Annotated in this window: 16 protein-coding genes; 7 read left to right on the top strand and 9 right to left on the bottom strand. The window is 36.0% G+C overall.

Translation table 11 applies throughout. The annotated features are described in order from the left end of the window. Positions 1-277: 277 nt before the first annotated feature. The 4 genes from B8967_RS04885 to B8967_RS04900 all read right to left on the bottom strand — a co-directional run bounded on the left by B8967_RS04885 (position 278) and on the right by B8967_RS04900 (position 2,767). Positions 278-568 (bottom strand): hypothetical protein, encoded by a 291-nt coding sequence (locus B8967_RS04885; protein ID WP_084084827.1) that lies wholly within the window; start codon positions 566-568, stop codon positions 278-280. Between the two features lie 52 nt (positions 569-620). Further along, positions 621-1,604, bottom strand: coding sequence for a 2-hydroxyacid dehydrogenase (locus tag B8967_RS04890; RefSeq protein ID WP_084084829.1), 984 nt, complete (start codon positions 1,602-1,604; stop codon positions 621-623). A 70-nt stretch (positions 1,605-1,674) separates the two neighbouring features. Then, positions 1,675-1,938 carry a prevent-host-death protein gene (locus B8967_RS04895; RefSeq protein ID WP_084084955.1) on the bottom strand — a complete coding sequence of 88 codons (264 nt, stop codon included), beginning with the start codon at positions 1,936-1,938 and terminating at the stop codon, positions 1,675-1,677. 178 nt (positions 1,939-2,116) lie between these two features. Beyond that, a complete protein-coding gene (locus tag B8967_RS04900; RefSeq protein WP_047486138.1) occupies positions 2,117-2,767 on the bottom strand; it encodes a protein-L-isoaspartate(D-aspartate) O-methyltransferase in 651 nt (216 codons plus the stop codon). 125 nt (positions 2,768-2,892) lie between these two features. On the opposite strand from B8967_RS04900, the gene B8967_RS04905 reads away from it, so the two are divergent. From B8967_RS04905 to B8967_RS04935, 7 genes are all read left to right on the top strand, one after another. Beyond that, entirely contained in the window at positions 2,893-3,855 is a 963-nt protein-coding gene (locus tag B8967_RS04905; RefSeq protein ID WP_047486142.1) for a Gfo/Idh/MocA family protein, read from the top strand. A gap of 3 nt (positions 3,856-3,858) precedes the next feature. Further along, positions 3,859-4,596, top strand: coding sequence for a hypothetical protein (locus B8967_RS04910; protein ID WP_084084831.1), 738 nt, complete (start codon positions 3,859-3,861; stop codon positions 4,594-4,596). Positions 4,597-4,629: 33 nt separating this feature from the next. Continuing rightward, on the top strand, positions 4,630-6,360 hold the full coding sequence (locus B8967_RS04915) for a cellulase family glycosylhydrolase (RefSeq protein WP_084084834.1): 1,731 nt from the start codon (positions 4,630-4,632) through the stop codon (positions 6,358-6,360). Between the two features lie 66 nt (positions 6,361-6,426). Beyond that, positions 6,427-7,305 (top strand): CGA/CIA family class A beta-lactamase, encoded by an 879-nt coding sequence (bla-A, locus tag B8967_RS04920; protein ID WP_084084836.1) that lies wholly within the window; start codon positions 6,427-6,429, stop codon positions 7,303-7,305. A gap of 32 nt (positions 7,306-7,337) precedes the next feature. Next, positions 7,338-7,745 carry a hypothetical protein gene (locus B8967_RS04925; RefSeq protein ID WP_084084838.1) on the top strand — a complete coding sequence of 136 codons (408 nt, stop codon included), beginning with the start codon at positions 7,338-7,340 and terminating at the stop codon, positions 7,743-7,745. 9 nt (positions 7,746-7,754) lie between these two features. Further along, a complete protein-coding gene (locus B8967_RS04930; RefSeq protein ID WP_174772389.1) occupies positions 7,755-8,645 on the top strand; it encodes a 3-hydroxybutyryl-CoA dehydrogenase in 891 nt (296 codons plus the stop codon). Positions 8,646-8,696: 51 nt separating this feature from the next. Then, positions 8,697-8,936 (top strand): hypothetical protein, encoded by a 240-nt coding sequence (locus tag B8967_RS04935; RefSeq protein WP_002977986.1) that lies wholly within the window; start codon positions 8,697-8,699, stop codon positions 8,934-8,936. Between the two features lie 49 nt (positions 8,937-8,985). Here the strand turns inward: B8967_RS04935 and B8967_RS04940 are convergent, their stop codons facing one another. The 5 genes from B8967_RS04940 to dnaN all read right to left on the bottom strand — a co-directional run bounded on the left by B8967_RS04940 (position 8,986) and on the right by dnaN (position 15,527). Continuing rightward, on the bottom strand, positions 8,986-9,396 hold the full coding sequence (locus B8967_RS04940) for an META domain-containing protein (protein WP_047486152.1): 411 nt from the start codon (positions 9,394-9,396) through the stop codon (positions 8,986-8,988). A 299-nt stretch (positions 9,397-9,695) separates the two neighbouring features. Continuing rightward, positions 9,696-12,098, bottom strand: coding sequence for a phenylalanine--tRNA ligase subunit beta (gene pheT, locus B8967_RS04945; RefSeq protein ID WP_084084840.1), 2,403 nt, complete (start codon positions 12,096-12,098; stop codon positions 9,696-9,698). Between the two features lie 251 nt (positions 12,099-12,349). Further along, entirely contained in the window at positions 12,350-12,985 is a 636-nt protein-coding gene (locus tag B8967_RS04950) for a DUF417 family protein (protein ID WP_084084843.1), read from the bottom strand. Positions 12,986-13,050: 65 nt separating this feature from the next. Beyond that, a complete protein-coding gene (locus B8967_RS04955; RefSeq protein ID WP_317043855.1) occupies positions 13,051-13,884 on the bottom strand; it encodes an AraC family transcriptional regulator in 834 nt (277 codons plus the stop codon). A gap of 512 nt (positions 13,885-14,396) precedes the next feature. Then, on the bottom strand, positions 14,397-15,527 hold the full coding sequence (gene dnaN, locus B8967_RS04960) for a DNA polymerase III subunit beta (RefSeq protein WP_047486155.1): 1,131 nt from the start codon (positions 15,525-15,527) through the stop codon (positions 14,397-14,399). Between the last annotated feature and the right edge of the window lie 286 nt (positions 15,528-15,813).

Genomic DNA, 15,813 nt, shown 5'->3' on the forward strand with positions numbered 1-15,813 from the left:
TTTCAGTCGAAGCCACCCCTCCAAAGGAGGGGAATTTCTTTCCTGGAAAACAAAGTGTTGAGTATAAAAATAAAAAATCTTACCGGAATTAAGACGACAAGCTATATCTGCTACACATATTGAAATAAACACTCAGATTCCCCTCCTCCGGAGGGGTGGATTTCAAAATTTACAGAATTTTGGAAGACGGGGTGGTTCCATAACTCAGAATAATAAATTCATGGCAACAAAAAACCTCACTGAAAATCAGTAAGGTTAGTATCTTGGGTTTCAAAACTTAAGTTAAGACATCATCGTTTTCTTCTTCATGATCGTCCTGATTATCACTAAGACTCCAATAGTTATTTTCTTCATCTTCCGCTCCTATTTCTTCCATATCGTCATCATCTTCAACTCCGGGGATATCCAGTCCTTTATCAATTTTATCATCGTCCTCTTCATTTAATATAGGATTTCCGTCTCCATCGAGCGAAATATGTTTTTCCTTGTTAAATATATCTTCGTTGGGATCATAGTCCATGCTTTCCAGCCTTTTATTCTGTTCATTAATATTGTTTTCAGGTACCATAATGTTTAGGTTTTATTGTTTACATCATAAGAACAAAAATAATTCCAAGTTGCTATATAGTATCAGAATAAACTTCAGGATTGGCACAATGTGGCATTTTTTCTCCTCTTGAAAAGGCAATAATATTTTCGGCAGCCAGCCTTGCCATTCCGTTTCGGGCTTCTATAGTGGCAGAACCGATATGTGGCAGTACGCAGACACTTGAAAGTTCCAAAAGGGGATTCTTTTCAGACATAGGTTCGGGATTGGTAACATCTAAGCCGGCTCCCCAGATCTGTTTTGAGGCCAGTGCTTCGTACAGGTCTTTTTCATTTTGGAAACCTCCCCTTGCTGTATTGATAAAAATAGCATTAGACTTCATTTTTTCAAAAACAGAACTGTTAAAAAGATCTTTCTGTTCGGGAGTAAAATTAGCATGAATACTCAATACATCAGATCTTTTAATGAGTTCTTCAAAAGAAACATACGCTGCTCCCAACTCTTTTTCCGCTTCTTCATTTCGGTGGCGGTTATGATAGATGATTTCCATATCAAAGGCTTTTTGAGATTTCTTAGCCATTTCAAAACCTATCCTCCCTAATCCTAAGATTCCCAAAGTTTTTCCATACAGCTCCTGTCCTAAAGCATGTAAGGGATCAAAGCCTTGCCATTTTCCTTCTTTTACTTTCTGAAAATTGTAACTTGCCCTTCTTGCTACCGACTGCATCAGTAAAAAAGCGACATCGGAAGTAGCTCTGCTCAACACATCAGGTGTATTGCCTATAGGAACATGCCTGTGAGTCGCTTCTTTGATGTCCACATGATCGAACCCTACCGAATAGAGTGCTATTGTTTTAACATTGGGGCATGCTTCAAAAAATTCCCTATTATATTTAAAATCATTTCCTATGCTTAAGAGTGCATCTGCGTTCCGGCAATAGCTTAACCATTCTTCATGAGAAAGGACTTCATTTTTTGGAAATACTACCTCCAATCCTTCCTGTTCCAGTAGCTTGATCCCTATTTCAGGAATTCTTTTATTTACAAAAACTTTCATTATATCGTTTATTAGTTTACATAAAAAACCTCACTCTGCTACAAGTAAGGTCAAACTTTAATATTAAAAATTATTTCTTTTGATCCGGATGGTTCTTATTTTTCTCCCAGGCTTCTGAAGCCATCTCCTGAATCTCCTCCCAAACTTCTTTTGCTGATTTCTGCGCGTGAGACATAAAACCTTGTTGGGTTGCTTCCTGATTCTTACCTTTCATCTCGTTGATATAATCTTTTACTTGCTGAGAATAGCTTTCTACACTATATCCCGGGTTATTATGCAAGTTTTTCTGAAGATTACTGAAATCGTGTGATGCCTTGAATCTATTCGTGTCCATAATAATAAGATTTAAGTGATTAGGTTCTAAAGAAGTCCAATTTTCATTCCGAAATGCGTTAAAATATTTTAAATTTTGATGCATTGTATTGCATAAAAAAACGGACTAAGGTCCGTTTTTATTTGATTAAATGGTATAAAATTGAGGGGTAAGACATCTCCTCTTACTTCCATTTCTCTTATTGATTGGTGCTTCCCAGCATAGGAACAAATTTATAAGCTCCAAATTCTTCTTTTTCAAACTCAGTAGGTCCTATTTTTGTAAATCTATACAATACCTGCTCGTCTGTTGGTCCCAAAGGAATAACCATTTTACCCCCTACATTCAATTGTTTCAACAATTCTGTAGGTAAGGTTGATGCCCCACAGGTCACAATGATTTTATCAAAAGGAGCAAACGTTGGAAGTCCTGCAAAACCATCACCAAAGCTTTGAAATTTTGGAAACAAGTGCATCTCCCTTAGTTTCTTTTTAGAGAAATCAAAAAGATCTTTTTGTCTTTCCACAGTATATACATGGGCCTTCATTGCCAGTAAGACGGCGGTCTGATATCCGCATCCCGTACCTATTTCCAGTACTTTTTCTCCTGCTTTTACCTGTAGCAATTCCGACTGTTCCGCTACCGTTGAAGGGTGCGAAATGGTCTGATGTGCCAGAATCGGGAAAGCCCGGTCTTCATAGGCAAAATCTTCAAAAATGCTTTCGATAAAAAGGTGTCTCGGAACTTCACTCATTGCCCGGAGTACATTTTCATCTGAAATTCCAATTCTCCGTTGAAGATATTCAACTAAAATCTTTCTTTTTCCTTTATGTACAAACGAATCCTGCATTTGACAAAAGTAATAAATTAGAAATTAGATTTCAGAGATTCCCACAAAGAATTATCCACAAAAAACTAATTTCTGACTTCTACAATCTAACTTCTTTCTTATCTTTACAAAAATATATTACAACTATGTTAAAAGCAGGTTTGGTAGGTGCCGGACACTTGGGGAAAATACATTTAAGACTTCTTAATCAATCAGATAGATATGAGCTTGTAGGTTTCCACGATAAAGATGTTGAAAACGGAAAAAAAATAGAGGCCGAATTCGGATATAAATATTTTGAAAATTTTGAGGAATTACTGAGCCAGATCGATATGCTGGACATTGTTACGCCAACGGTTTATCATTATGATTATGCTTTAAAAGCCATTGAAAAAAAACTGCATTTCTTCATTGAAAAGCCTGTTACACAAACGCTTGAGCAGGCAGAAGAGATTTTACGATTATGTCTTGAAAACAACATTAAAGCACAGGTAGGACATGTTGAAAGATACAATCCTGCTTTTATTGCCACTAAAGAATATATCAAAAATCCGATGTTTATTGAAATCCACAGACTGGCAGAGTTTAATCCGCGAGGAACGGATGTTTCTGTAGTTTTGGACCTTATGATCCACGATTTGGATATCTTATTGAGTATGGCAAAATCCAAGGTAAAAAACATCCATGCAAGTGGTGTTTGTGTGGTGAGTAAGACTCCGGATATCGCCAATGCCAGAATAGAATTTGAAAATGGATGTGTGGCCAACCTTACCACTTCAAGAATTTCTATGAAAGCTATGAGAAAAAGCCGATTCTTCCAGAAAGACGCTTATATCTCTGTTGATTTTCTGGAGAAAAAAGCTGAAGTCATCAGAATGAAAGATGCTCCTGAAAACCCTACTCCATTTGATATGATTATTGAAAATGCAGATGGAGAAAAAAATCAGATCCTTTTTGAATATCCCAACATTGAACCCAATAATGCCATTTTGGATGAATTAAATTCTTTTGCAGATGCTATTACAGGTGATAAAAATGTGGAAGTTTCTCTTGAGGACGGAACTGAGGCATTGAAAGTCGCTTTAGAGATCGTAAGACTGATCAGTTAAAGAATGAAGATAAAATCTGCTTTGTTTACATTAGCAGCTATTACAATACTATCTTGTAATCAGAAGAAAAATGGTTACGAGATAGATTGTAATGATCAAAAAAAGCAGGCTCAGAATCAATTCAATTATCAAAATTATACATGGAGTGTTTTTTCCGGACAGGGCTATGACTATCTTGGCGAGCAAGAGTTCATACAACGTCTGAGTCAAAATCAGATCAAAACAAAAATACTTCATATAACCTGTATCCCAAGTTCTAACGAGAGGTATGAAAATTGTGGAGAAATTGAGATGAACAGGCTTATTGAGAAAAAGTTCGGGAAAAATTTCATCGATTCTCTACGGTATATTGCAAAGCAAGATTTTGCAAAAAATCATCCTGAAGAAATTTTTTCTTATGAACATTGTGACAAAGTATCACGTTATCCTAATTCTACAGCAGATCATCAATTTGAGAAAATTGAAACAGATTATTTTTCACGCTACCCTTCCCCTGCAAAATATATTGGTAAAAACAATGATTTCGACTCTTACACTTCCTGCTCTTTTATCATCACTAAAAACGGAGGAATTAAAGATTTATCAGTAAAAAGTCATTTTCAAAACAAAAAAAACAATATATTTGAAAAACAATTCAACAAACAATTAAAAGATTTTGTTTTACAGACTCAATGGATTTCCGGCAAAATAAATGGACTGAATGTGAACTCTTATTTTAATGTCACCATTTATTATGATTAAATTCTAACATATTCCTTAAAATCAAAAACTACTATGAAAAAAACCATTCTATTCTCCGCCTTATTATTGTCTCAATTTGGGACATCACAATTATTAAAAACCTCAGGGCAGAAAATCGTTAATGATAAAGGTGAAAATATTCAGCTGAGGGGGCTGGGCCCTGGCGGCTGGATGCTTCAGGAAGGGTATATGCTGAAAACAGCTGATTTTGCAGGTCCTCAATACAAAATAAAAGAAAAAATTGCCGAACTCATTGGCGAGGATGGTATGAATGAATTCTATAAAGCCTATTGGAAAAATGGAATTACTAAGCAGGATATCGATTTTTTAGCAAAGGCAGGTTTCAATTCGATACGTCTTCCGATGCACTATAATCTGTATACACTTCCTATTGAAAAAGAACCTGTAAAAGGTAAAAATACATGGCTGGAAGAGGGTTTTAAAATGACAGATGATCTTCTTCAATGGTGTGCAGCCAATAAGATATACCTGATTCTTGATCTTCATGCGGCACCTGGAGGTCAGGGGAACGATGTCAATATTTCTGATAATGATAAATCCAAACCCTCTCTTTGGGAAAATGAAGAAAACCAGAAGAAAACTATTGCTCTCTGGAAAAAACTCGCTGACCGGTATAAGGACAGTCCCTGGATTGGGGGCTACGATCTGATCAATGAGCCTAATATTAACTTTACGGGGAAAAATCCCAATGGAACAGACGAAATGTCAAACGCTCCGCTTTGGAAACTGCAGAAAGATATCACTACTGCCATCCGGGAAGTAGATAAGAAACATATTATTTTTATTGAAGGAAATGGCTGGGGCAACAATTATAACGGATTGACACCCATCTGGGATGACAATATGGTTTTCAGCTTTCATAAGTACTGGAACTATAATGATGGCCAAACGTTGAAATTTGCTTTAGATCTTAGAGAAAAATACAATATGCCGATCTGGCTTGGGGAAACCGGAGAAAATTCAAATGTCTGGTTTACAGAACTGATCCAGCTTTTGGACAAACATAATATCGGATATGCCTTCTGGCCCATGAAAAAGATAGATAATATTGCAGGAATCACCAATGTGAAAACCACTCCTGAATATGAAAAACTATTGGAGTATTGGAAAAACGGAGGTGAAAAACCGTCTAAAGACTATGCTAAAAAGGCATTAATGCAGATTGCCGAGAATTATAAGTTGAGCAATACCGAAATTAAAAATGATGTCATTGATGCCATGTTCAGACAGGTAACCGATCCATCTACAAAACCGTTTAAGAATCACCTGATTCCGGGAAGAATTTTCGCTTCAGATTATGATTTGGGAAGAATGGGAGCTGCTTATCTGGATAAGGACTTTATCAATCTCTGGGTAAGTGATCCAGCCAAAAGATCAGAATGGAATTCCGGCCAGCAGATGAGAAATGATGGTGTAGATCTCTATAAGTGTACTGATGCGATCACAAATCAGTATTATGTAGGTAAAACAGAATCCGGAGAATGGCTTCAGTATACAGTTGCATCAAAAGCTGACAAAAATTATACTTTTAGCATCCGATATGCTGCTGAAAGCAATTCTAACATAAAAATTGAAACCGCTTCAGGAAAGCTACTGGCTTCTGTGTCTTTAGATTCCAGTGGAGGAAAAGAAAACTGGAAAACGGTATCTGTAAAAAATATCCCCCTTCTGAAAGGAGAAAACAAAATCAGGATATTCTTCGAAAACGGTGGCGCCAATCTGAATTATTTTGAAATAAAATAGCAATAATTATCTTAAATTGCAGATCCCTTTTAGTTTTTTAAAAGGGATCTTTTTAATTCTATTATTATGAAGAAAATAGCATTTGTTTTTCTCTTTATTTCGGCATTTATATCAGCACAAAAATCAATATTGGGACAAAAAATAAACGCTGTCACCCAGGGTAAAAATGCCACGGTGGGAGTTTCTGTTCTTGATTTTGACAATAAATTCAGGTATAGTAAATATGGAGATCAAAAATTTCCGATGCAGAGTGTTTTCAAATTTCACATCGCAGCAGCTATTTTGAATTATGTAGATCAGGGAAAACTTTCGCTGAATCAGAAAGTTTTACTGGATTCATCAAATTTACTGGAAGACACGTGGTCTCCACTTCGCGATAAGTACCCTAATGGGAATATTGAAGTGCCTTTAAGTGAAATTCTTGAGCTTACAGTGGCCAGAAGTGATAATAATGGCTGTGATATCATGTTGAAATTATTGGGCGGCCCCCAAACTGTTCAAAAATTCATGGATTCAAAGGGGATAAAGGGTTTTCAGATCAAGTATAACGAAGCGGAAATGCATCAGAACTGGAATGTTCAGTACGAAAATTACAGTACTCCCAATTCGGCAGTGGATGTTCTGAAAAAGTTTTATGACGGAAAACTATTATCAAAAAAATCTACGGATTATCTGATGAAGGTGATGCTTTCGACTTCAACCGGATTAAACAAAATGGTTGAGCAGCTTCCCAAAAATACTCCTGTAGCCAGGAAAACGGGAGCTTCCGGAAAAAATAAAGACGGCTTAACCGGTGCTGAAAACGAAATTGGAATCATCACTTTGCCCAATGGCAAACATTATGCAATTGCCGTATTTGTCAGCAATTCAATGGAAACAGATGCCGTAAACTGCAAAATGATCTCGGACATTTCAAAGGAGGTTTGGGATTATTTTAATAAATAAAATTTTAAGCTTATTTTTAGAGTCAATTTAACATGAAAAAAATAATACTAACAGCAGCCCTATTTTGTTTCACATTCTTTTATTCTCAAAAGAATCAAAACTATCTGCAAATCGGCTATGCGAGTGTCTGCTGTGGCCCACCTTCCGAGAAACCTGTCATCAGCTATCTCAAAGAGTTTAAGAAAAAAAATCAGATAAAATCTCTGGAAATATTGATACAGAATGGTATGGGAAGAGAAGGTGAATTTAATGTGTACGTAGGTACCGATTATCTTAGTGTCAACCAAAAGAGCCGTCTTATAAGAGGCCTTATGGCTACCGTTTCCAATCAAAACAACAGAAGGGAACAAAAAGACAATGGTCTTGTAAATTTTAATTCAGAAATCACAGTAAAGCAACAAGACATCAATACTAAAAATCTAACTATCTATAAAAAATAAAGGAAAATGATCAAAAACATTGTAGTTATAGGAGCAGGAACCATGGGAAATGGTATTGCACATACTTTCGCACAAAGCGGTTTTAAAGTAAACCTGGTAGATGTATCTCAGGAAGCTTTAGACAGAGGATTAAAAACCATTACTACGAATCTTGACAGAATAATTGCAAAGGGAAACCTTACTGAGGAGCAAAAAGCGGAAACATTAGGAAACATCAGTACTTTTACAGCACTTAATGATGCGGTAGGAGCAGCTGACCTTGTGGTAGAAGCGGCTACTGAAAACCTTGATCTGAAATTAAAGATCTTTGGTCAGATGGATGAGCTGGCTCCTGCAGGCTGTATCCTGGCTACCAACACCTCTTCCATTTCCATCACTAAAATTGCAGCAGCTACCAAGAGAGCTGATAAAGTTATTGGAATGCACTTTATGAACCCGGTTCCTATTATGAAACTGGTAGAGATCATTAAAGGATATTCTACATCTAAAGAAACCTTTGATGCGATCTATGAAATGAGTAAATCGTTAGGTAAAGTTCCTGTGGAAGTGAATGACTATCCCGGTTTTGTAGCCAACAGAATTTTGATGCCTATGATTAACGAGTCTATTGAAACTCTTTACAACGGAGTAGCCGGAGTAGAAGAAATTGATACGGTAATGAAATTAGGTATGGCACATCCTATGGGTCCACTTCAATTGGCAGACTTCATTGGGCTTGATGTATGCCTTGCGATCCTGAATGTCATGTATGATGGTTTCAAAAATCCTAAATACGCTCCAAACCCATTGCTTGTAAACATGGTAACAGCAGGGAAACTGGGCGTAAAATCAGGGGAAGGCTTCTACGATTATTCTGAAAGTAAAAAAGCCGAAAAAGTTTCAAAAATGTTTTTGAAATAATTTTAAGTCAATAATTTTATTTATCTTTGAACCAGTTAAAACATTAAAAAAATGAAATTACCAAAGTTTTTATTAGCAGATAATTCGGAATTTCCAGAAGATTTATTCGTAGTTCACACAGAATATCCAAGATTTATCTTAAACGTTGAGGAAGAAGAAGTTGAGTGGTTAGATGATCTTGAGGGTGACGATGAAGAAACTATGGCAGACGAGGCTACGAAAGTGGTAGAAGCAGCATTCAAATGGTGCGATGAAGAGTTGGCTAAGTACGACGAAGAAGAGGAAGATTAATAACAATCTAAACATAAAAAAGGAACTCAATTGAGTTCCTTTTGTTTTTTTATTCCGTTTTATTGAATTTCAATAATAAAAGATTGTCTTTATACAATTCTAAGGTATTTCCTGAAATTACATATTTGTTTGCTTTTGCCATCATATCCATAAAGTTCTGCTCCACGCTGATGTTGGCACACATCATTTTTGTAGATCCCATTTGGCCTGCAGTGAAACCTCCTGAAGACGGATCTACTGTAGCTGTTCCAAAATAGTTATTACAACCTGCATTCCCTGTGATCTTTTCTCCTTCAATATTCAGTGTTGGAATTTTACCTTTTACATTATCAGCCAATGTCCATTTTGTATTGGCAAGAGCCGGCTGGGCTTTTCCTACTTTAGAAGCGGAAGGGCTGGTCATGGTTCCACATGATGCCAATACTGCTGCTGTACATATACTTAAAAAAAGATTTTTCATTTTTTTCTTTTTGAATTAATCAAATTTACGGATTTTATATTATTTAAACGGGATACGGTTAATTTTATTATTCATTAACAGTTGATATCTGAGATATTTTAGTTACAATAATATTGGCTATTACTGGAAAATCAAAGCCATTCTTCATACCAATACGGTTAAGATTTCTGGAGAATGACAAGACTCAAAGATAAAGCGGGAAGGAAATATTTATAAGTCGTCCTGAAAATCGGATAAAACAAAAAAACGGACTTTAAAAAGTCCGTTTCTGTTTTATATCAAATATCGTTTTTTTACGATTAAGATCTCAGTTCAGCATTGAATTCTTTCTGGAAAGATTTGATTAAAGAATCCATTACTTCTGCAATTTCTTTTTCTTCCAGTGTTTTTGCTTCATTTAAAAGCTCAAAACTCATTGCATAGGATTTTTTACCTTCAGGAAGGTTTTTACCTTCATAAACGTCGAATAGATTAATCCCTTTAATAAACGGAGACTTATTCTTTCTTGCTGTCTGGTATAAATCCTCATAGTTTACATGCTTGTCAATCAGTAAAGCAAGGTCTCTTCTGATCTTATTGAATTTTGGAATATCTTGGAACTTCAGCTCATTCTTGGAACGTAATTCCTGAGCCCATTCCAGTTCAATTTCAGCATAGAAACACTCCTGATCAATATCTGAATCTTTCAACAATGCAGGCGCTACTTTTCCAATTCTTACTAAAGTTTTACCATCTGCTTCATACGCTAAAGCATCAGAGAATCTTTCATCAGTTAAAGGTATTTCTTTATAGCTGACTGCAAGTCTTTCCAATAAAACTTTTACATATGCCTTAAGGTTATAGAAACTTACGGCAGATTTAGGCTGTAACCAGTTTTCTGCAACATCTCTTCCCGTTACCAGGATTGCCAATTGCTTTCTCTCTTCGTATTTATCTTTTTTATGGTAGATCTTTCCGAATTCAAAGAACTTAATATCCTGATTTTTTCTATTGATGTTGTAAACAGCATTTTCAAGAAGCCCTTCCAATAGGGACTTTCTCATGAATGCCAAATCACCGCTTAAAGGATTCAACAGCTTTACAGCATCAGTTTCATCTTTTACAGAAGTCAATGAATTGTTCATTACTTCGTTGAAACCTAGGCTCTGTAAAGTTCTTGCCCAGCTGTTTTCCAGCTCATCCTGATCGTTTGCACTTAATTTAACAGGTGTGAACGAAATTTTTTGCGGAGCATCAATTTTATTATATCCATAGATTCTTAAAATCTCTTCAATAACATCAATCTCTCTGGTTACATCAGCTCTGTACGCAGGTACTGAGATTTCAAAACCATTAGGAATTTCATTTAAAACCTGAATTTCCAACGCTTTTAAGATTTCTTTTACTTTCTCTCTGTGTATTTTTGTTCCTAAAATCTGTTCAATTTTAGAGAATCTCAGGATCACATAGCTGTCCTCAATTTTCTTAGGATATTCTTCCAACAAATCACCTGCTAATTTTCCTCCTGCTAATTCCTGAATTAATTTTATGGCATGAGTGATTGCTGTTCTTGTAATATTAGGGTCTACTCCTCTTTCAAATCTGAAAGAAGCATCGGTATTTAAACTGTGTAGTTTTGCACCTTTTCTTACCGCAATTGGGTTGAAATATGCACTTTCAAGGAATATGGTTTTGGTAGCATCAGATACTCCTGAAGTAGCACCACCAAAAACACCGGCAATACACATAGGGGTGTCTTTACCATCTTTGATCATGATTTCGGTACCGTTCAGGGTTCTTTCCACTCCATCTAATGTGGTGAATTTTGTTCCTTCTTTTACCACTCCTACTTTCACCTTTTTATCGGCAATTTTATCGGCATCAAATGCGTGAAGCGGCTGCCCATATCCATGAAGAATATAATTTGTAATATCTACAACATTATTGATCGGGCTTAATCCGATGGCTTTTAATCTGTCTTTTAACCAAGCCGGAGATTCTTCTACTTTTACATCTTCAATTACCGCTCCGATATATCTTGGACATAATTCTGCATCCTCAATGACCAGACTGAAATCATTTGTCCCTTCGTTATTTAAAGCTTCAGAAGCAACTTTATTAAACTGAGATTTCAACTGATTTGTAGAAAGATAAGCATGAAGATCTCTTGCCACCCCGTAGTGAGACATGGCATCCGTTCTGTTCGGTGTTAAACCGATTTCGAAAACTTCATCATTAGCAAGCTCAAAATAGTCTGCAAAGTTCTTCCCTACTTCATATTTTGTTTCATCCAACACCATGATCCCTCCGTGATCCTCACTAAGGCCAAGCTCATCTTCTGCACAGATCATCCCCTGAGAAACCTCTCCTCTGATCTTTGCTTCTTTGATTTCAAAAAAGTTTCCGGTTTTATCATAGATTTTAGTCCCTACTACAGCTACCGGCACTGTTTGTCCTGCTGCTACATTAGGAGCCCCACAAACAATGTTCAATACTTTTCCGTTTCCTACATCTACTGTAGTTTTGTTTAGTTTATCAGCATTCGGATGTTTTTCGCAGGTTAACACTTTCCCTACAACAATTCCTTCCAGACTGCCTTTTACACTTTCAAATTTATCTATCCCTTCAACTTCAAGACCTATATCTGTAAGAAACTCACCGATTCTTTCAGTTTTTAATTCCGTTTTTACAAAGTCTCTCAGCCAGTTGTTTGATATTTTCATCTGATAATTTTATTTTTTCTAAAGTCAGGTGCCCCCTTAATGGTTTCATCTGAGTATATTTTCAAAAATTTATTTGAATTTTGCACGACTATAGTCGTACAGTTTTAAGCGTACAAATGTCGTGTTTTTTTAAGAAATACAGAAATTTAGAATCAACTTTAAGATAATAAATTTTCGTTAATTCCACTTTCACAGGTTAAAGAAACGGCTCAGGCGTCAGGTCTCACTTTAGTCAAAAGATTCTCAGGCCCCTATCCCAATATTGAGTTCTTATCATCTGATGCTTTAACCACCTTTTTTAAACTGTCAGAAAACAATAGAAGTCCTGCTGCCATCATGATGATATCTTTCAGTACCAAACGACCTGCTCCCGACAGATAAGGAAATCCGTATTGAGGGGTTGGAAAATCTCCGCCAAGATTAGGAACATAGGCCTCAGGAGTAGTCCCTAAAAATGAAAGAGTCACCAGAGACATCAGAAAGGTCAGTCCCCCACCCCAGGCTCCTATTCCAGGAAACCAGATTCCAAGCAGTACCAAGCTCCCAATCACTACAATCATTGTTCCCAGACCATATGAGAATATATAAGTCCCATTTTGCGTATGCCATTCTATATTTTTCTGTACTGTTTTCCCTTCCGGATTTTTATACAAGGTGTATTCTGAAACCACTTTTCGATCTTCATTAAGGACTTTATTTCCTGCATTTTTATAGAAAAAACTCATTAAAGGGCTGTTGGCAACAAAGGGAACAATACCGTCTGCCTCGTAATGGAATGCCTTAAGCCCACCAATCCAAGCCATCACGATGAATATTGAAATTCTCAGAAAATTAAAAGAATAAGCGTCCAGCTTTGATAAGTAAGCGGATAATTTGTTGTTCTGCATATGATTTACTTTTTCTTACAAAAGTATTCAGATACAAACCTCCCGGGAATAGATATTTGAGGACATTACATGGACATTTTTGCCACTATGGAGATCCCTACTTTCTCCCTGTAATTTTTGGGTGAACATCCTACCGATTTTTTGAAATACCTGCTGAAATAGAACTCATCAGTAAATCCCAGTTCTGAAGCAATCTCCTTAACAGACCGATAGGTCAGGTGAAGAAGCTTTTTAGATTCCAGAATAATTCTTTCATTAATCAGCTGGCTGGGTGTTTTAGCAAATTCCTTCTTAACAGCCTTGCTTAAAGTATTGTTGGTAATATTAAGTTGATCACTGTAAAATGAAAGTTCCTTTTCATGTCTGAAATAAGATTCCAGCAGTTTCTGAAATGCTGCTGCATTTTTGTTAGGGAGCTTTTCGTTGGAAACAGGTCCGTTGCTGACTGTATTTTTCTGTTTGCTGCCGATGGCAAGAATAAGCTGTATATATGTTTTGATAATCGATTTTGAAAACTGATGATTTTCAGAATTTTCTTTTTTAACATGATTAAAAAGTTCCAGAATATACTCATAGTTCTCTTTCATCAGCTCTATCCCCGGATTCAGGTAAATATTATTGAATAGAAGCCCATTACAGGCCACTTCTTCTTTATGATATTCTATACAGTAGTAATCCCCATGAAAGAGAAGCACAGAAACCTCTTCATCGGATTCTGAAGCCATTTTCAGTTTTTGGTAGGGCGAAAGAAATAAAATAGTATAGCCTTTATGGGAGTAATTGATATCATCTACAGCATAAACACCGGTACCTTTCCATAAAACAACCGTATAATTTTCAGTGGAAAATTCTCCAGGGAAACCCGAGGTACGATATGACTGTATTTTTACTTCCATCATAAAAGGGGGCAACTATCTGTTTGATTATTGAAATAGCAGTACAAACTTCGGAAAAATAAAGTTTCTACTATAAATGATTCCCATCTTTTTCACCATGATCTGCTCTATACTCATCATTTTTGTATTTCAATCCGTAACTTTTACCTAATTAGTATTTTCTTAAACGCAAAGATTTAATAGCCAAATGATATATTTGAAGGCGGCAAAGATGGAATCAACTTTGTTGATCCTTTTTAAGCTTATGTTCTAATCTTATTGCTTTACTGTTTGTTTACATGATAATCTTTCAGTATCATATTTGTGATCTTTGTGTAAAGAATTTGTGTAATTAGTATTTTATCAAACATAACATTATAATAACCAAATACTTTACCTTGAGGAAACCAAGATAAAATTAACTTTGTTAATCCTTCTTAAACTGGTATTTTGAAATATTCTTTATGATGTTGTCTGTACATAAAAAACAAAAGCCGGAAAATTCCGGCTTTTATTAAAGTATTTTAATCTTTGTTCTACAATCCGATTACCGGCATTGATAACATTAAGATATTTTCGTTTTCTTCAAGACCATCAAGAGGTTCAATGATACCTGGTCTGTTTGGTTGAGACATTTTCATAGTAACATCATCAGAACCAAGAATTGTCAGCATTTCAGTTAAAAACTTAGAACTGAACCCGATATTGATATCTTCCCCGTTGTAATCACAAGGAATCTGCATATCTGCTTTGTTTGCATACTCCGTATCTTCTGCATGAAGATGAAGGATGTTTCCCGAAAGTTTAAATCTTACCTGATTGGTTGATTTATTAGACATGATAGATGCTCTTTTGATAGCTCCAAGTAGAAGGTTTCTGTTGATCGTCAGTACATTTGGATTTTCTTTTGGAATTACCGCTGTATAGTTTGGATATTTTCCGTCGATCAGTCTACAGATCCAGATATGCTTATCAAAAGTAAACTTGGCCATATTCTCATTGAAATCGATTTTAACGTCTTCATTAGAGCTTGCCAGGATATTTTTGAAAATGTTCAAAGGTTTTTTAGGCATGATGAATTCCATAGGCTCGGCATTCACCAGGTCTGTTCTTTTATACACAACCAATCTGTGAGAATCTGTAGAAACGAAATTCGTTTCATTTTCTCCAAACTGGAAAAGAACTCCCGTCATTACCGGACGAAGGGAATCATTACTTGTTGCAAAAAGTGTATTGGTAAGGGCTTCAGATAATACTCCCGCTGGCATTGTCACATTCTGAGAAGCATCAAATTCCGGCAATTCCGGATAATCATCCGCATTGTCTAACGCTACTGCAAAATTGTCTTTTTCATCTAAAATCTCAAGCTGGCTTCCGGTTCCTTCAGCATTGTCCTTTACGGCAAATGTTAAAGGCTGTTCGCCATATGTCTTGATAAAATCCTGAAAAATTTTAGCAGGAACAGCAAATTTACCTGTATCATCAGACTTCACGTCTAAAGAAGTAACAAGAGTTGTCTCGCCATCAGATGCTGTAATGGTAACATTATTTCCGTCTAGTTCAAAAAGATAATTTTCTAAAATAGGTCTCGATTGAGAGCTTGATATTACGCCACTTACAGTTTGCAAAGCCTTCTGCAGTTCACCACTTGAAATAATAAATTTCATAGATTTAAAAATAAGTTTCTACAAATATAATAAATAGATATAACAAAGAAAAAAATAATCCCTAGGAGTTTTTAACAAACATCAACATTCTGTTTTCAGAGCTGACATTATGCATGGATTTCTGCCGGCATTTATTTCCGCTTCAAAAATACAAGCTGTACCATCCCCTACATTCTTTTAAAAACATCACTATTAACGGGGAAACCCACATTATTACGAATTGTTTTTTCACACTGCCACTATCTACTCTCAAATATAACAGATTATCCGCAACAATCAAAATACA

Source organism: Chryseobacterium sp. YR221, assembly GCF_900176315.1.
Classification (GTDB): Bacteria; Bacteroidota; Bacteroidia; order Flavobacteriales; family Weeksellaceae; genus Chryseobacterium; species Chryseobacterium rhizosphaerae.

What these genes read in the sequence shown, in the direction of transcription:
- B8967_RS04885 (WP_084084827.1), bottom strand. Translation starts at nt 568, where the DNA reads ATGGTACCTGAAAACAATATTAATGAACAGAATAAAAGGCTGGAAAGC.
- B8967_RS04890 (WP_084084829.1), bottom strand. Translation starts at nt 1,604, where the DNA reads ATGAAAGTTTTTGTAAATAAAAGAATTCCTGAAATAGGGATCAAGCTA.
- B8967_RS04895 (WP_084084955.1), bottom strand. Translation starts at nt 1,938, where the DNA reads ATGGACACGAATAGATTCAAGGCATCACACGATTTCAGTAATCTTCAG.
- B8967_RS04900 (WP_047486138.1), bottom strand. Translation starts at nt 2,767, where the DNA reads ATGCAGGATTCGTTTGTACATAAAGGAAAAAGAAAGATTTTAGTTGAA.
- B8967_RS04905 (WP_047486142.1), top strand. Translation starts at nt 2,893, where the DNA reads ATGTTAAAAGCAGGTTTGGTAGGTGCCGGACACTTGGGGAAAATACAT.
- B8967_RS04910 (WP_084084831.1), top strand. Translation starts at nt 3,859, where the DNA reads ATGAAGATAAAATCTGCTTTGTTTACATTAGCAGCTATTACAATACTA.
- B8967_RS04915 (WP_084084834.1), top strand. Translation starts at nt 4,630, where the DNA reads ATGAAAAAAACCATTCTATTCTCCGCCTTATTATTGTCTCAATTTGGG.
- bla-A (WP_084084836.1), top strand. Translation starts at nt 6,427, where the DNA reads ATGAAGAAAATAGCATTTGTTTTTCTCTTTATTTCGGCATTTATATCA.
- B8967_RS04925 (WP_084084838.1), top strand. Translation starts at nt 7,338, where the DNA reads ATGAAAAAAATAATACTAACAGCAGCCCTATTTTGTTTCACATTCTTT.
- B8967_RS04935 (WP_002977986.1), top strand. Translation starts at nt 8,697, where the DNA reads ATGAAATTACCAAAGTTTTTATTAGCAGATAATTCGGAATTTCCAGAA.
- B8967_RS04940 (WP_047486152.1), bottom strand. Translation starts at nt 9,396, where the DNA reads ATGAAAAATCTTTTTTTAAGTATATGTACAGCAGCAGTATTGGCATCA.
- pheT (WP_084084840.1), bottom strand. Translation starts at nt 12,098, where the DNA reads ATGAAAATATCAAACAACTGGCTGAGAGACTTTGTAAAAACGGAATTA.
- B8967_RS04950 (WP_084084843.1), bottom strand. Translation starts at nt 12,985, where the DNA reads ATGCAGAACAACAAATTATCCGCTTACTTATCAAAGCTGGACGCTTAT.
- B8967_RS04955 (WP_317043855.1), bottom strand. Translation starts at nt 13,884, where the DNA reads ATGATGGAAGTAAAAATACAGTCATATCGTACCTCGGGTTTCCCTGGA.
- dnaN (WP_047486155.1), bottom strand. Translation starts at nt 15,527, where the DNA reads ATGAAATTTATTATTTCAAGTGGTGAACTGCAGAAGGCTTTGCAAACT.